At 52.1% G+C, this 14,530-nt stretch carries 17 protein-coding genes and 1 tRNA gene; 10 read left to right on the top strand and 8 right to left on the bottom strand.

What is annotated here, in order from left to right; all coding sequences use genetic code 11:
- Nucleotides 1-206: 206 nt before the first annotated feature.
- The gene (gene sulA / locus FHC49_RS23600) at nt 207-716 is read right to left on the bottom strand and encodes an SOS-induced cell division inhibitor SulA (protein ID WP_185666536.1); all 510 of its coding nucleotides are present in this window, start codon (nt 714-716) and stop codon (nt 207-209) included.
- Between the two features lie 218 nt (nt 717-934).
- Here sulA and FHC49_RS23595 point away from each other — a divergent pair, with 218 nt between their 5' ends.
- Complete coding sequence (locus tag FHC49_RS23595) at nt 935-1,552, top strand: TfoX/Sxy family DNA transformation protein (protein ID WP_220440996.1); 618 nt, start codon at nt 935-937, stop codon at nt 1,550-1,552.
- Here the strand turns inward: FHC49_RS23595 and yccS are convergent.
- Together yccS and FHC49_RS23585 are read right to left on the bottom strand one after the other, a co-directional pair.
- A complete protein-coding gene (yccS, locus tag FHC49_RS23590) occupies nt 1,542-3,668 on the bottom strand; it encodes a YccS family putative transporter (protein WP_220440995.1) in 2,127 nt (708 codons plus the stop codon). The two genes, FHC49_RS23595 and yccS, sit on opposite strands and share 11 nt — an antisense overlap.
- A gap of 18 nt (nt 3,669-3,686) precedes the next feature.
- The gene (locus FHC49_RS23585) at nt 3,687-4,133 is read right to left on the bottom strand and encodes a YccF domain-containing protein (protein WP_185666533.1); all 447 of its coding nucleotides are present in this window, start codon (nt 4,131-4,133) and stop codon (nt 3,687-3,689) included.
- Between the two features lie 122 nt (nt 4,134-4,255).
- Between FHC49_RS23585 and helD the strand changes: the two genes are divergently transcribed.
- Nucleotides 4,256-6,310: a DNA helicase IV gene (helD, locus tag FHC49_RS23580; RefSeq protein WP_220440994.1), complete on the top strand. Its 2,055-nt coding sequence runs from the start codon at nt 4,256-4,258 to the stop codon at nt 6,308-6,310.
- A 43-nt stretch (nt 6,311-6,353) separates the two neighbouring features.
- Here the strand turns inward: helD and mgsA are convergent, their stop codons facing one another.
- Nucleotides 6,354-6,812, bottom strand: coding sequence for a methylglyoxal synthase (gene mgsA, locus FHC49_RS23575; protein WP_185666531.1), 459 nt, complete (start codon nt 6,810-6,812; stop codon nt 6,354-6,356).
- A gap of 134 nt (nt 6,813-6,946) precedes the next feature.
- Between mgsA and FHC49_RS23570 the strand changes: the two genes are divergently transcribed.
- Nucleotides 6,947-7,360 (top strand): CoA-binding protein, encoded by a 414-nt coding sequence (locus FHC49_RS23570; protein ID WP_185666755.1) that lies wholly within the window; start codon nt 6,947-6,949, stop codon nt 7,358-7,360.
- Nucleotides 7,361-7,425: 65 nt separating this feature from the next.
- Here FHC49_RS23570 and hspQ read toward each other — a convergent pair whose 3' ends face one another.
- Together hspQ and rlmI are read right to left on the bottom strand one after the other, a co-directional pair.
- Nucleotides 7,426-7,743 (bottom strand): heat shock protein HspQ, encoded by a 318-nt coding sequence (hspQ, locus tag FHC49_RS23565; RefSeq protein ID WP_220441056.1) that lies wholly within the window; start codon nt 7,741-7,743, stop codon nt 7,426-7,428.
- Between the two features lie 71 nt (nt 7,744-7,814).
- The gene (gene rlmI, locus FHC49_RS23560; RefSeq protein WP_185666530.1) at nt 7,815-9,005 is read right to left on the bottom strand and encodes a 23S rRNA (cytosine(1962)-C(5))-methyltransferase RlmI; all 1,191 of its coding nucleotides are present in this window, start codon (nt 9,003-9,005) and stop codon (nt 7,815-7,817) included.
- Between the two features lie 143 nt (nt 9,006-9,148).
- Between rlmI and yccX the strand changes: the two genes are divergently transcribed.
- Nucleotides 9,149-9,427, top strand: coding sequence for an acylphosphatase (gene yccX / locus FHC49_RS23555; RefSeq protein WP_185666529.1), 279 nt, complete (start codon nt 9,149-9,151; stop codon nt 9,425-9,427).
- Here yccX and tusE read toward each other — a convergent pair.
- Nucleotides 9,424-9,753 (bottom strand): sulfurtransferase TusE, encoded by a 330-nt coding sequence (tusE, locus tag FHC49_RS23550; RefSeq protein WP_185666528.1) that lies wholly within the window; start codon nt 9,751-9,753, stop codon nt 9,424-9,426. The two genes, yccX and tusE, sit on opposite strands and share 4 nt — an antisense overlap.
- 87 nt (nt 9,754-9,840) lie before the next feature.
- Complete coding sequence (yccA, locus tag FHC49_RS23545) at nt 9,841-10,500, bottom strand: FtsH protease modulator YccA (protein WP_052284078.1); 660 nt, start codon at nt 10,498-10,500, stop codon at nt 9,841-9,843.
- Between the two features lie 236 nt (nt 10,501-10,736).
- Here yccA and FHC49_RS23540 point away from each other — a divergent pair, with 236 nt between their 5' ends.
- The 6 genes from FHC49_RS23540 to FHC49_RS24850 form a co-directional block, all read left to right on the top strand.
- Entirely contained in the window at nt 10,737-12,356 is a 1,620-nt protein-coding gene (locus FHC49_RS23540) for an ABC transporter substrate-binding protein (protein ID WP_185666527.1), read from the top strand.
- Between the two features lie 144 nt (nt 12,357-12,500).
- A tRNA-Ser gene (locus tag FHC49_RS23535) sits at nt 12,501-12,588 on the top strand.
- Nucleotides 12,589-13,033: 445 nt separating this feature from the next.
- Nucleotides 13,034-13,282: a type II toxin-antitoxin system HicA family toxin gene (locus FHC49_RS23530; protein WP_052284148.1), complete on the top strand. Its 249-nt coding sequence runs from the start codon at nt 13,034-13,036 to the stop codon at nt 13,280-13,282.
- Entirely contained in the window at nt 13,275-13,733 is a 459-nt protein-coding gene (locus FHC49_RS23525; protein WP_052284080.1) for a type II toxin-antitoxin system HicB family antitoxin, read from the top strand. The genes FHC49_RS23530 and FHC49_RS23525 overlap by 8 nt, the downstream gene beginning before the upstream one ends.
- Nucleotides 13,733-14,173, top strand: a complete 441-nt coding sequence (locus tag FHC49_RS23520) for a hypothetical protein (RefSeq protein ID WP_052284081.1) — start codon at nt 13,733-13,735, stop codon at nt 14,171-14,173. The genes FHC49_RS23525 and FHC49_RS23520 overlap by 1 nt, the downstream gene beginning before the upstream one ends.
- 297 nt (nt 14,174-14,470) lie before the next feature.
- Nucleotides 14,471-14,530 (top strand): IS1 family transposase (locus FHC49_RS24850; RefSeq protein WP_001623223.1); only part of this gene is annotated, 60 nt, incomplete at its 3' end.

Below are 14,530 nucleotides of genomic sequence, written 5' to 3'. Positions count from 1 at the left end.
CGTCGCTCGAAACTTACAAGTGTGAACTCCGTCAGGCTTATGAAAAAAAAAGAGTTGTATATGCAATATTTAACAAATATGTCGAAAAATTAATCGACATAAAATACCGCGAACCGCACCAGACAAGCATTCTGTCTAAAATCAGCCGAAAAATCGTGGAGATAAAAAAACCGCAAAAAAAATCCCAGGAATAATCCTAATTTCACTCAATGATACAAATTTGAGTGAATTTTTAGCCCATTAAATTGTCCTGTTGAATGAGATGCGGACTGAACTGGTCGCATAATGAGCACCATCGCGTTACCTTCCTCCGCAGCACGTTGTAATCGGGCATGTTCTTCTGCTGATAATTCATCCGTCAGCCAGCCGATAACCACACTATAATTTCCAGTCTGGGATGCCCGAACCATAGAATCAAGCATGTCATATGAGGACATCTGGCGCAGTTGCATGACTTTCGTTAGCGGCAGACCGGATGACTGTACCCACTCGCGGCTTAACTTTTGTTGCGGCGTTAGCCAAAGCTGCCAACGGGACTGCTGACCGAGCTGCTGCAGCAACGGTAAGAGTAATAGTTGCGCCATCATTGGCTGATCTTCCCGATAAAGCACTTCGCTGATTAACGCAGCAGACGGCGCTTTTACAGAGGTAAAAGTATGGGAAGCGGTAGTGGTTGCCGCAGCAGAAGAACGATTTACAACACCAGAAGTATACATAGTTAATCCAGCCCTGTGGGTTACTGTATGAATATACAGTACTACCCTGAAGATTAAAGATCAACCTCATTTTCTGAAAGCAACTCGCAAAAATGCACTCTAAATGCCCCCGATGGTAAATTCACCTTGCCGCGCCGAAAGAACGCGCCTATGTTGCTTATTATGCCTTCCATTAATTAATTTAATGCATCCATGCCCATGATTATTAAGGATTAATCATGAAGAAAATATCGTATAAACGGATTTATCAGTCCCAGAAATACTTTTCGCTGTTGGGCAAAATCAAGTCACGGGCGCTGTTCGGCGGCTACAGCCTTGCCGTCAACAATGCGGTGTTTGCAATGGTTTCTGAAGGGGAGCTGTACCTGAGAATGTGCGAGGAGAGTGCGCCATACCAGGCTAAGCATTCGCCTCCATTATTAACATTACGCAAAAGAGGATGTTCACAGCAGTTAAAATATTTCCATGTCGACAATATGCTTTGGTCCGATCAGCCGACGTTATTACAGCTTGGACAGTTCTCGCTGGCAGACGCACGGCGGGAGAAAATCCGGCAGGGGCCGCAGAGGATTAAAGATCTTCCCAATCTCTCTTTTCATATGGAGCTGTTGCTGAGTGAAGCGGGCATTAAGGATGTTCGAATGCTACAGCAGATAGGGGCGGAAGAGGCATGGCTCGCGCTTCGTCGCATTCGCAAACAGATCAGTATTAATGTGCTGTATTCATTGGAAGGGGCGATTGTTGGGGTTCATGCCGCAACGCTCCCGGCGCCGCGGCGCCAGGAGCTGCTGGAATGGGCATTAGCCAATGCCCGTACAACTGATGTTATGCCATAACCTGCTTTTGCAGGCGGCAGATTTCAGGTAACAACGAAATCATCAGGCCGATTTGTTGCAACACTAATGGCTCTTTGCTGTCCGGGCGAGGATCGAGATGTTGGATTCGCGCGGCTAAGCCGCTTAATGCCTGCTGCACCCGCTCTTCATCGGAAGGCTGGTGGTGCAGGGCATCGTCGACGTAGCATACCGCATCGTCCAGAAGAGCCAGTATTTCCGCCGTAGCCAGTTTTTCCCTATGGGCTCCCAGGGCGGAAATATAGCTGGTGAGGGTATGGTTCAGACACAGCAGACGAAACGCCGTCTCCCGCATTTCTGCGGTCACTCTCGGTTCACTCGACATATTAGAGACCACGGAAGCTAACTCTGCGTCGCGATTATGGGCATCTCGTCGTGCGATTCGATAGGCCAGCCGGTTATCGCGCCCCTGGTGGTATTGTTCAAGAATCGCATCCAGATAGCGGCAGTTGGCATCCACCGCGCGCTCCAGCACGCGAGGAAGGTTGCGGAACTTCCAGTCAGGCCAGATAAAGCTGACGGCGGCCCAGGCTATACCGCAGCCAATTAACGTATCCACCACGCGCGGCAGCGCCACTTCGAAGCCCTCGCCGAGCAGATTAAAGCACAGCAGTACCAATAACGTGATAAACATCGTCGCGTGAGCATACTGAACGTTGCGAAACGCAAAAAACAGAACGCCGGTGACAACAATCAGCGCCAGTTGGCCCTCAAGCGAAGGCACCAGCCATAGAATTGGTAGCCCAAGCGCCACGCCGACCAGCGTACCGATGATACGCAGCGCCAGGCGGTGACGGGTGGCGTTATAGTTGGGCTGGCAGACAAACAGGCTGGTGAGCAGGATCCAGTAGCCATGCTGCAAGCCAGTGAACTGAATAAACGCATAACCCGCACACAGCACCAGCGACATACGCACCGCGTGACGAAATAGCGCCGACTCCGGCGACATATTGCGGCTCAGGCGCGAGCGAATGTCGGCAAAACCGTGCAGGCTGTCGTCCGCCAACAGGGTTTCCGTTTCGTTTTTCGCCTGCGACTGCAGTTGTTCAGACTCGATGGTCGCCAACTGCGCATCAATGGCGCGCAGGTTGTTGAGTAAAAAACCGAGCGCTTTCATCTGTTCTGGCGCGGTGCCGCTGGCGCGAACGCGATCTAATGCAGCATCGAGATGGGAAAATGCGCGCTCAAACCGGGCATCGTGCTGGTAGGGCGTACGCAGCAAAATGGCTTTTGCCAGATCCTGACAGGCCATCGATTGCATGGAGAGCAGTCGTTGGAAGCGGAACATCACGTCGCTGTAGCGGAAGGTATCGCGCAGTGCCTGATACTGGATATGCGATGAACTGGCGCGTTCATGAATATCCTGAGCAACAAAATAGTAGTGCAGCGTTCGACGCGTGCTGCGCTGCCCACGGTCACCGCGCAGACGCGTTAATAAAGAAGCCTTAGTTTGGTTGAGCGTTGCCATTAGCTGACCATTCGCTAGCGCCAGTTCATACAGCGGCGCCTGGTCTTTATCATCCAGGTCCGGGTCAAACAGGCGCGACTTCAGCTCAAGATAGCGTGAAAGTTGTTCATAGCTGCGGGCGAGATTATCCTGCAACGGACGGATAGGAAAAATCAGGTGGCCGGTTAGCGTCAGCACGTTATACCAGACGGCACCGGCAATCAGCAGCACCGGTTGTTGATACCAATGCGCGTATAGTGACACACCAAGCATGGTATAAATGGCAATCAGCAGCGCGCCAAAGGCGATGGTCGCATAGCGCTGCCCCAGGCCGCCGAGCAGAATAAAACCGATGGTCGAAATGGTTAAACCCAGCGCAAACATCCACGGCCACGGAAACAGCAGTTCGACCGATGCGGAAGCGATAAAGAAGCAGATAAGGGTGATCACCAGGTTGCGCAGTCGCCCGGTGAGTCTGTCATCAAGGTCGGTCAGCGCCGCGGCAACCACACCCAGGGTGAGCGGGATGGTGAGTTTGGCATCGCCCAGCCACCAGGGTAGCGCGGTCGTGCCGACGAGCGCGATAAAGATTCTGGCGTTGTAGAGCCAGGTACTGTTCCATGTATAGCGGCGAAGCAACGGGCTTAGCATAGCGATTAATCGTCCTGATTACTGAAAACGGCGGCGCGCATTGGCTTCACGCGCCGCGCGTGCTACTTCCACTGGCACCACGCGTCGGCCAACCGGCCAAAGGGCGATGGCGGCAATTTTAAAGTTAGCGATACCGACGGGGATACCAATAATGGTCACGCACTGGGCTATCCCGGCGACGATATGTGTCAGGCACAGCCACCAGCCAAACAGCACGAACCAGACGATATTCAGCACGGTTCCGCCCGCGTTCATCACACCGTTTTTGGCGGTAGGGTCCAGTTCGTCAACATGAACGGCTTCGTTGCCAAAAGGCAATAACGACAGTTTGGTTATCTCCCAGCAGGAGCGGGTAAGCGGCAGCGTGATAACCAGAATGATGCTGGCCAGCGTCGCAAACAGCCAGCCCAGCGTTGTCAGAAATCCACCTAACACAAAATTCAAAATATTCAGAACTGTACGCATAAATCCCCTGTGCTGCGTTGTGAATAATAAGACCTGATGATTGTAACGTTTTTTTGCGCTGGAGCACCTATTCTCTGGCGGTTACACTGTGAGGTATCGAAAAAGTCAGGATTCGACACAACATGGAATTAAAAGCAACGACGCTGGGCAAGCGCATGGCGCAGCACCCTTACGACCGGGTTGAGATCCTCAATGCGGGCGTCAGAGTTTCCGGCCCTCAACATGAATATCTCATTCCTTTCAACCAGCTTCTTGCGATTAACTGCAAGCGCGGCCTGGTGTGGGGAGAGCTGGAGTTTGTGTTGCCTGAGGACAAAGTTGTGCGCCTGCATGGAACCGAATGGGGGGAGACGCAGCGCTTTCACCGTCATTTAAGCGGCCTCTGGCAGCAGTGGGGCGTGGAGATGAGCGACATTGCTGCTGAACTGCTCGAAAAGCAGTTGGCGATTATCGCTGGCAGCAGTGTGGAAACGCAGTGGCTCACGCGTCAACAGGCGAAAAAGATACGCGAGCAGATTGTACTGGCACTGGAAGGTTTACCGCTGCCGACCGATCGCCTTGAGGCGTTTGATAATTGCCGTGAGCTGTGGCGGCAGTGCCAGGCATGGCTCGCAGATAAAGAGAACGGCCGCGCACAGCATAATCAACGTTATACCGATGCGATGCTTGAGCAGTACCATGAGTTTTTCGAACAGATAGAGTCATCGCCGCTGAATGCCTCCCAGGCCAGAGCGGTGGTTAACGGCGAACGCTCGCTGCTGGTGCTAGCGGGGGCCGGTAGCGGTAAAACGTCCGTGCTGGTGGCACGTGCGGGCTGGCTGCTGGCGCGTGGTGAAGCTTCAGCAGAACAAATTCTGCTGCTGGCCTTTGGCCGCAAAGCGGCGCAGGAGATGGATGAGCGCCTACAAACGCGCCTGCATACCGATGCTATTACAGCGCGAACCTTCCACGCGCTGGCGCTGCATATTATTCAGCAGGGCAGCAAAAAAGTTCCCGTGGTCAGCAAACTGGAGAATGACGCGACTGCCCGTTATGCGCTGTTTACCCAGTGCTGGCAGCAGCAGTGTCGGGAGAAAAAAGCCCAGGCCAAGGGCTGGCGGCTGTGGCTCCAGGATGAACTGGGCTGGGATGTCGCCGAGGGTAATTTCTGGGAAGATGAGAAGATCGTTAAGCGCATGGGAAGCCGCCTTGATCGCTGGGTAAGCCTGATGCGTATGCACGGCGGGTCTCAGGCGGAGATGATTGCTGGCGCGCCGGAAGAGGTACGTGATCTGTTTGGTAAACGCGTCAAGCTAATGGCTCCGCTGCTGAAAGCGTGGAAAACGGCGCTGAAAGAAGAAAACGCCGTCGACTTCTCCGGGCTTATCCATCAGGCTATTAATATTCTGGAAAAAGGGCGTTTTGTCAGCCCGTGGAAGCATATTCTGGTTGATGAGTTTCAGGATATCTCCCCTCAGCGTGCCGCTCTGCTGGCAGCGCTGAGCAAACAGAATTCGCATACCTCGCTCTATGCGGTGGGCGATGACTGGCAGGCAATCTATCGCTTTAGCGGCGCGCAACTGTCTCTGACGACCGCCTTTAACCACTATTTTGGCGAAGGCGATAACTGCGCGCTCGACACTACCTACCGTTTCAACGGCCGTATTGGTGAGATTGCCAATCGCTTTATTCAGCAGAACCCGCATCAGTTGAGTAAACCGCTCAACAGCCTGACGGCGGGTGACAAAAATGCGGTGACGTTGCTGGAGGACGATAAGCTTGATGCGCTGTTTGATAAGCTCAGCGGCTATGCCACCGAGGAGCAGCGGATTCTGGTGCTGGCGCGCTATCACCATCTGAAACCGGCTGCACTGGAAAAAGCGGTGACCCGCTGGCCGAAGCTGAATATCGACTTTATGACCGTTCACGCCAGCAAGGGCCAGCAGGCCGATTACGTTATCGTGCTGGGATTACAGGAAGGGTTTGATGGTTTCCCGGCCCCCGCGCGGGAGTCGATTATGGAACAGGCGCTGCTGCCTGCACCGGAAGATTTCCCGGATGCCGAAGAACGTCGTTTGCTATACGTGGCTATCACCCGCGCGCGTCTGCGCGTCTGGCTACTGTTTAATGCTAAACAGCCGTCACCGTTCGTCGATATTTTGAAGCAGCTATCGGTGCCAGTGGCACGTAAACCGTAAGATAAGCCGGAGCCGCTGTTGCGACTCCGGGCCTGGCGGACGCTTATTTCAGGCGTTCGGAGAGGTAGCGCTGATAGTCGGGGATAAGAATATCGACCGGCTCGCTGAAGTTCGGCGACTGGATAATAAAGTCGGCGGTGGACGCATTGGTGGCAACCGGGATGTTCCAGACGGTTGCCAGACGCAGCAGCGCCTTAACGTCCGGGTCGTGTGGTACGGCGTTGAGCGGGTCCCAGAAGAAGATCAGGACATCAATTTTACCTTCAGAAATCAGTGCGCCAACCTGCTGATCGCCGCCCATCGGGCCACTCAGCATGGCTTTCACTTCCAGACCGGTGGCGCGTTGCACCAGGTTACCGGTGGTGCCGGTGGCGGACAGCGTATGCTGCGCCAGGCAATCCCGGTGGCGCTGCACCCATTTCATCAGCATATCTTTGCAGTGGTCGTGTGCCACCAGAGCAATGTGTTTACGCGCCGGTAAGGTGCGGGTCGTCAGTTCCATAAAGCCATTCCCTAAGTGTGTAATCCAGACAGATTACTGCAAGCAAATCAGCCTGCAAGCTCTGAATCGCAAAAATTTGACGCGCGACATCAGCGCGCTCGCGTACACTTAATCTATTAGCCAGGAGGATAATGATGACAGAAAATGATATTGCCAACATTTTGACCAACACCCACACCATTGCGCTGGTAGGGGCGAGCGACAAACCTGATCGCCCGAGCTATCGGGTGATGAAATACCTGCTGGATCAAGGCTATCGCGTGATCCCGGTGTCACCGAAGGTGGCGGGCGGTACGCTGCTGGGGCAGAAGGGCTACGCCACGCTTGCCGATGTGCCAGAGAAAGTCGATATGGTGGATGTGTTCCGCAATTCCGAAGCCGCATGGGGCGTGGCACAGGAGGCGATTGCGATTGGCGCCAAAACGCTGTGGATGCAGCTTGGGGTGATTAACGAACAGGCGGCCGTGCTGGCGCGTAACGCGGGTCTGCAGGTGGTGATGGACCGTTGCCCGGCGATTGAGATCCCTCGTTTGGGCCTCGCAAAATAAAGAAGTTCACCGTCGCTTCATAACAAAAAACCCCGCAATGCGGGGTTTTGTCATTAATGCGGCAACTAGTTACGTAGCCGCGGTGCCTGTAGCTGTCGGCGGATGGTACGCGCCAGTTCATCCATCGTAGGTTGCTCTGGGTGATCTTCTCTCGGTTCACTGCTTAACTGGGCTTCGGCCAGATAGGTATGCACCGGCTGGCCTTCGTCATCTTCCATCACCACGTGATACCACGGCAAAGCACGAAGCTCGTCGCTTGCCGCCAGATCGTCGGGGTCAGGATCGTCAAGTGAGTAAACCGGGTCGATATCTACCACCACGCCCAGGTAGCCCAGCAGGGAGTGACGCACCTGCTGGCCAATACCGAATTTGCTGGTAATCATCATACTCACCTCCCGGGAAATGGCGTTATCTCTGTATCTCTACATATATAGACACCATTTCGCTTTTCAAGTTACATGACGCGGCAGGCAAATCCTTTCAGGTACAGTCCTTCCGGGTAGGTTGCAATCACCGGGTGATCGGCTGCCTGACGGAACTGCTCTATAAATTGTACATCACGACCGGCATCAATTGCGGCGTCGGCGATGATTTTCTGGAATAAATCCGTCGTCATCAGGCCGGAGCAGGAGAAGGTCAGCAGCACGCCGCCTGGATTCAGCAGTTGGATCGCCAGCATATTAATGTCTTTATAGCCACGGCAGGCACCCATCAGCTGGCTTTTGTTTTCCACGAATTTTGGTGGATCCATCACGATCACATCGAACTTCTCACCCTGGTCGCGGTATTTACGCAGCAGCTTGAAGACATCGTCGCGAACGAACTCGGCTTTGCTCAGGTCCAGCTTGTTCAGCTCGACGTTTTGACGCGCGACGTCCAGTGCTTCCTGAGAGGTGTCCACGCTAGTCACCTGGCTGCAGCCGCCCATCAGCGCGGAAACCGCAAAGCCGCCGGTGTAGGAGAAACAGTTCAGAACGCGTTTATCCGCCACATAGCGACGCGTTGCCAGACGGCTGTCGCGTTGGTCGAGGTAATAACCGGTTTTATGGCCACCCTGGATATCTACTAGCAGCTTCATGCCGTGCTCTTCAATCGGCAGCAGGGCAGGTGGCAGTTCGCCGGTCACTGGCCCTTGGGTCAGCTCCATGCCTTCTTTTTTACGTACCGCAACGTCGCTACGATCGTAAATCGCACATTGCGGATACAGCGTTTGCAGGGCGCTAATCAACGCCGCACGCTGGTATTCGGCACCGGCGCTCAGCAACTGCAGCACCAGGAAGGAACCGAAGCGGTCGATAGTCACGCCCGGCAGGCCGTCAGACTCGCCGGCGATCAGACGGTAGCTGTCCAACCCGTCTTTCTGCGCCAGCCAGTCACGCCAGGTTTGCGCTTGCTGCAGGCGACGCACGAAGAAGTCGATATCGATGGTTTCGTTGGCATCAAACGTCCACACGCGAGCGCGGATCTGCGAAGCCGGAGAATATGCGCCACGGGCTAACCATTTACCCTGATGATCAACAATATCAATGGTCTCACCGAGGCTGGCTTTGCCTTCCATGCGAGCAACCGCACCGGAAAAGACCCAGGGATGACGGCGCAGCAATGATTTTTCGCGCCCTTTGGCTAACACTAAACGTACACTCATAGTTTTTTATCTGACTATATAGGAAGGGATCAGGCTGCATTTTCCCGACTTCGCTGCACAAATGCAACGAACAGCGGAAGAATGTCAGGACAATTGGCGGTAGAGTGGTGTTAATCGTCTGAACCATACCGGAGGAGAACCGCATGGATAAATGCGTGATTTGTTGGGTTTACGGCCAGGTGCAGGGCGTCGGTTTTCGCTTTTTTACCCAGCAGGAGGCCGTGCGCCTTGGTCTGCGCGGCTATGCGTTGAACCTGGATGATGGCAGCGTGGAGGTTGTGGCCTGCGGCAATGATGAACAGGTTGAGAAGCTATTGGCATGGTTAAAAGCGGGCGGGCCGCGCAGCGCCCGGGTTGATAAAGTTCTGGCCGAACCTCATCAACCCGAAAAAGCGTGGAACAACTTCAGCATTCGCTATTAAATGCACTTCACAGGCTTAGGCAGACCCGCGATTTTGGTGGCCTGTTTAGCCGGGCCTTTCGGGAACAGGCGATACAGGTAGCGGCTGTTGCCTTTCTCTTCGCCGAAGGTGTTCGCCATCGCTTTGACCAGCATACGAATGGCCGGGGAAGTGTTGAATTCCAGGTAAAACGCACGCACAAAACGCACCACTTCCCAGTGCTCAGGGCTCAGTTCAATACCTTCGTTGGCGGCAATCGCCGCCGCCAGCCCTTCGCTCCACAGCGTAGTGTCTTTGAGATAGCCTTCGCTATCGGTCTCAATTTCGGTGTTTTCGTAGATAAGCATAATATTTCACGCAACAAACAGATGGCGGGAAGTGTAGCAAATAAAAAGGCCCCGCATAAGCGAGGCCTTGAGTCCGTTGAGTCGGGGTTAATCGCGGCTTGCGAAGCCCAGAATGCTCAGCAGGCTGACGAAGATGTTGTACAGCGAGACGTACAGGCTAACGGTAGCACGGATGTAGTTGGTCTCACCGCCGCGGATGATGTTGCTGGTCTCATACAGGATGGCACCGGAAGAGATCAGGATAAACACCGCGCTAATCGCCAGGTGCAGGGCAGGCAGCTGCAGGAAGATGTTCGCCACCATACCAATCAGCACCACCACGATACCGGCCATCAGCATACCGCCGAGGAAGGACATGTCCTTACGGGTGGTCAGCACGTAGGCCGAGCAGCTAAAGAACACCAGCGCCGTACCGCCCAGCGCCATCCCGATAACGTCACCCATGCCCGCAGACAGGTAGGCGTTCAGAATCGGCCCCAGAATATAGCCCAGGAAACCGGTGAAGGCGAAAGCGGACAGAATGCCTACCGGCTTATCGGCCGTTTTATAGGTCAGGAACATTAACCCGTACATGCCAACCAGCGTCAGGATCAGGCCCGGAGACGGCAGCATCAGCACGGTGCTGGCCGTGGCGGTAATGGCGGAAAACGCCAGCGTCAGGCTCAGCAGGAAATAAGTATTACGCAGGACTTTGTGTGTGCTCAGCAGCGATGAGCGGTCACGCGATGAAGTAATTATGCGATCCATGAGTCACTCTCTTATGACAGATGTTATTAGTGGCATAGAATAAGAAATCTCTCTTTTATTCCCAAATGATTTTACCCATCTTTACTCTGCCGAATCAGGGTATTACTGGTCGGTCACAGATTCTATCAATAAAGCCAGAAAGAGCGAGATCAATCTCTTATAGGTTGTTGAAAGCCCTTGCGTTATCACCGCTTCATGCCAAGAGTGAAGAGGGTTATAACGACAAGGCAATGGAAATGAAATTAAAACACAATAACAACATCACGATCGCGCTACTGGCGCTAGGTTTAAGCGGTGCTGCACAGGCTGCAAACGTACCGGAAGGTACTGCATTGGCGGACAAACAGGAGTTGGTGCGTGGCAACGGCAATGAGCCAGCTTCGCTTGACCCACATAAAGTGGAAAGCGACGTTGAGTTTAACATCCTCAACGATCTGTTTGACGGGCTGGTGGCGGTGAAACCCGATGGCAGCATTGAGCCAAGGCTGGCGGAGTCCTGGGACAATAAAGACAACACCGTCTGGACGTTCCACCTGCGCCCCGGGATTACCTGGTCCGACGGCTCTGCAATTACCGCGCAGGATGTCGTCTGGAGTTGGCAACGTCTGGTTACCCCGGCCACCGCATCCCCTTACGCCAGCTATCCTGGCAATATGCATATTGTGAACGCGGCGGATATTGCCTTAGGCAAGAAAGCCCCGGATACCCTCGGTGTGCAGGCGCTTAACGACACCACAATCGAAGTGACCCTGACGCAGCCTAACTCGGCTTTTCTCGCCATGCTCGCGCACCCGTCGATGGTCCCGCTGGATAAAGTCCTGATCGGCCGCTTTGGTGATAAATGGGTGAAGCCAGAGCACTTTGTGGGCAGCGGAGCCTATACGCTCTCACAGTGGGTCGTTAATGAGCGCATTGTGGCCGAGCGCAATCCTCGTTACTGGGATAATACGAAGACGGTGGTCAATAAGGTGACCTATCTGCCTATCCGCTCTGAAGCTTCTGATGTAAACCGCTACAAGGCGGGTGAAGTCGATATCGTTTATACCTTACCGATTAACCAGTTCAGCCAGTTGAAAAAGACGCTCGGCGATCAGGTGGACGTTAAACCGCAGCTGGCCACCTATTACTATGAGTTCAACACCACGAAACCGCCGTTTAACGATGCCCGCGTGCGTCGTGCGCTGAATATGGCGCTGGATAAAGACATTATCGCCGACAAGGTATTGGGGCAGGGGCAGAGCCCGGCGTGGGTGATTAGCCAGCCAGATATTGGCGGCGTGAAGCTGCACGGGCCTGAATACGCCTCCTGGCCGCGCGATAAGCGTCTGGCCGAGGCGAAAAAGCTGCTGGCGGAAGCCGGGTTTAATGAAGCACACCCGCTGTCATTCAATCTGCTGTACAACACCTCGGAATCGCATCAGCGTATAGCCATTGCCGCCGCCTCGATGTGGAAGAAAAATCTAGGCGTTGAAGCCAAGCTGCAAAATCAGGAATGGAAAACCATGCTGGATGCGATGCATACCGGTAATTTTGACGTCGTACGCTACGCCTGGATTGCGGACTACGATGATGCTTCGACGTTCCTCAATACCTTCCGTACCGGCGACAGCGAGAATACGGCAAAGTACAGCAACCCGGACTACGACGAGGCACTGCGCGATGCGGCCAGAACGCAAGATGTCGCTCAGCGCGCACGTGACTACCAGAAAGCCGAAGATTTGCTGGCGCGCGATGTACCAGCCATTCCGGTTTATCACTATGTGCGTACGCACCTGGTGAAACCGTGGGTTGGCGGCTTTGCGCCGGATCGCCTTGGAAACTTCTCCACCAAAGATATCTACATCAAAAAGCATTAAGCGGAAATTCGGGGAATAAAGCGTCGTAAAAATAGCCATTTTGTTGTTTTTTCAGACGAATAACAACATTTTGGCTGTTTTTCAGGCAAACGAACGTTTTGGTGCTTTACAGGTCCGTTCGGGATGTTTATAGTGCGCCTCATTGGAAGCGTGGCCGAGTGGTTGAAGGCACCGGTCTTGAAAACCGGCGACCCGAAAGGGTTCTAGAGTTCGAATCTCTACGCTTCCGCCAAATTAAACAAGGGGTTACCGAAAGGTAGCCCCTTGTTGTTTCTGGTTCTTGGTATAGTGTTGGTATATTCACTTGGTATATCCACCCCTTCTCCTGTTACTTTCCTGTTCATCTTTTATCTGTTCCGCTTTACAACAACCTTCTTTTTATTGATACAATGCTTGTATGGTTTTTAGCCCATTGTGCGTCAAGGATTTATCATCGTATCAATCGGGTGGGGTGTTGCACTCATTGGATAAATCTATCTAGTCATTGTTAGTCAGTTCGTAATTTTGAAAACCATCCCAACCTTATGTTTTTATTCATTTTTATCATGAATGTACTAATAACCCCGGAATTTTAGATGTGATTTTTGTCTTTCTTGATGATCTTTCTGAAATTTTTCCGGTACAATAGTCTGCAACTGAATTTTAGTTGCAATCAAGCTCTTGATGGATATACTGGAATGAGTAAAAGCAAGAAACTAAGGGAGCGATTAGCATCGCTACCAAAAGATTTCACCTGGGAAGAGCTTGTTACACTTCTGGGGCAGTATGGCTTTAAAATTCTTAATGGCTCTGGTTCAAGAAGAAAATTTGTTAATGAGCAGAGCAGGTTGATTTCATTTCACTGTCCACATCCGGGTAATATAGTAAAAGGGTATGTACTCAAGGAAGTTAAAACTCTTTTAGATGAGCTAGATAATTATGAGTAATATGCTGAAATATAAAGGTTATTTTGGAAGCGTTGAGTTTTCTCTTGAGGACGGTGTCCTTCATGGGAAAGTTCAGTGTGTAAATGATCTTGTGACTTATGAAGCTGAGAGTCTTGATGGCCTTAAAGGGGCCTTCGAAGAGGCTGTTGATGATTATCTGGATACATGCAAGATCCTGAACAAGGATCCAGAAAAACCTATGAGCGGCACATTCAACGTACGCATCGGTTCTGATTTGCACAAAAAAGCCTACTTGGCAGCTTGCGCTGATGGAAAAAGTCTAAACGACTATGTAAAAACAGCCATTGAAGAGAAGGTTGCTGGTAAGAAAGAGATTCACTTTCACTTCGAGAAACGCGAAAGAACAGAGATTTATTCTCAAGAATATTTCGCCACTTCAGAGCGCGAGACTAAGTGGGTCGGGGATATTGAAAAAGGAACTCGTCACTAATGCTGGAAAGAATAAAGTTCAAAGGTTTTGAGGTTTCCTCATCACAATTTATTGAACACAAAGACAGTGATGGTGGGCGGTATAAATTAGTCGTTAGTGACTGCGATTTCGGTTCTGGTTATGACGAAGAGCAAGAAAAATGCTGGGCCCAACTAACTATTGATGCTTCAGTTAAAGGTTATGATGATGGTGCTCTTGATGATCTAGATAATCCAGATGAAGAAGGTCTGGCATTTGAAGTTAATCTTAAGATTTTCATCTTCTATGATATTGAAGGTAAAGAGCCTATTGAAGAAGAGTTTTATGAATCTAACCAATGGTTCTTTGAAAACTTCACTTCAATTGCGTTGAAACTCGCGTTTGAATCTACGTTGGAACGCACACCAATGCGTACCATCAAGCTTCCATGGTCGGTACCATTAGTATCAGTGGAAGAGTAAAAAAACAAAGCCCTGCTGAGAACAGGGCTTTTGAAGGTGTGGGAAGTCTGAGAAACTTTCCACTGTGTATGGAGGTATCCCATCCGCTACACTTGTTTAAGGCAAAAGAAGTTTAGCGGTTCTCCCAACAATGCGCAACCTGTATGGGTTTACAGGTATGCAGGGATCGTAGACTATATGGCTATGGGAACCTGTCGCAAATGTGGGAATACTTGTGAAATTATTTTCCGCTACACCACCTGGGTGATGCTGCCAACTTACTGATTTAGTGTATGATGGTGTTTTTGAGGTGCTCCAGTGGCTTCTGTTTCTATCAGCTGTCCCTCCTGTTCAGCTACTGACGGGGTGGTGCGTAAC

This window comes from Kluyvera sp. EC_51, from assembly GCF_019584505.1.
Taxonomy (GTDB): Bacteria; Pseudomonadota; Gammaproteobacteria; order Enterobacterales; family Enterobacteriaceae; genus Kluyvera; species Kluyvera sichuanensis.
This window is presented reverse-complemented; position numbering and strand designations above follow the sequence as displayed.

Excerpts from the sequence above, each read along its gene's own strand:
- sulA (WP_185666536.1), bottom strand. The coding sequence starts at position 716 with ATGTATACTTCTGGTGTTGTAAATCGTTCTTCTGCTGCGGCAACCACT.
- FHC49_RS23595 (WP_220440996.1), top strand. The coding sequence starts at position 935 with ATGAAGAAAATATCGTATAAACGGATTTATCAGTCCCAGAAATACTTT.
- yccS (WP_220440995.1), bottom strand. The coding sequence starts at position 3,668 with ATGCTAAGCCCGTTGCTTCGCCGCTATACATGGAACAGTACCTGGCTC.
- FHC49_RS23585 (WP_185666533.1), bottom strand. The coding sequence starts at position 4,133 with ATGCGTACAGTTCTGAATATTTTGAATTTTGTGTTAGGTGGATTTCTG.
- helD (WP_220440994.1), top strand. The coding sequence starts at position 4,256 with ATGGAATTAAAAGCAACGACGCTGGGCAAGCGCATGGCGCAGCACCCT.
- mgsA (WP_185666531.1), bottom strand. The coding sequence starts at position 6,812 with ATGGAACTGACGACCCGCACCTTACCGGCGCGTAAACACATTGCTCTG.
- FHC49_RS23570 (WP_185666755.1), top strand. The coding sequence starts at position 6,947 with ATGACAGAAAATGATATTGCCAACATTTTGACCAACACCCACACCATT.
- hspQ (WP_220441056.1), bottom strand. The coding sequence starts at position 7,743 with ATGATTACCAGCAAATTCGGTATTGGCCAGCAGGTGCGTCACTCCCTG.
- rlmI (WP_185666530.1), bottom strand. The coding sequence starts at position 9,005 with ATGAGTGTACGTTTAGTGTTAGCCAAAGGGCGCGAAAAATCATTGCTG.
- yccX (WP_185666529.1), top strand. The coding sequence starts at position 9,149 with ATGGATAAATGCGTGATTTGTTGGGTTTACGGCCAGGTGCAGGGCGTC.
- tusE (WP_185666528.1), bottom strand. The coding sequence starts at position 9,753 with ATGCTTATCTACGAAAACACCGAAATTGAGACCGATAGCGAAGGCTAT.
- yccA (WP_052284078.1), bottom strand. The coding sequence starts at position 10,500 with ATGGATCGCATAATTACTTCATCGCGTGACCGCTCATCGCTGCTGAGC.
- FHC49_RS23540 (WP_185666527.1), top strand. The coding sequence starts at position 10,737 with ATGAAATTAAAACACAATAACAACATCACGATCGCGCTACTGGCGCTA.
- FHC49_RS23530 (WP_052284148.1), top strand. The coding sequence starts at position 13,034 with ATGAGTAAAAGCAAGAAACTAAGGGAGCGATTAGCATCGCTACCAAAA.
- FHC49_RS23525 (WP_052284080.1), top strand. The coding sequence starts at position 13,275 with ATGAGTAATATGCTGAAATATAAAGGTTATTTTGGAAGCGTTGAGTTT.
- FHC49_RS23520 (WP_052284081.1), top strand. The coding sequence starts at position 13,733 with ATGCTGGAAAGAATAAAGTTCAAAGGTTTTGAGGTTTCCTCATCACAA.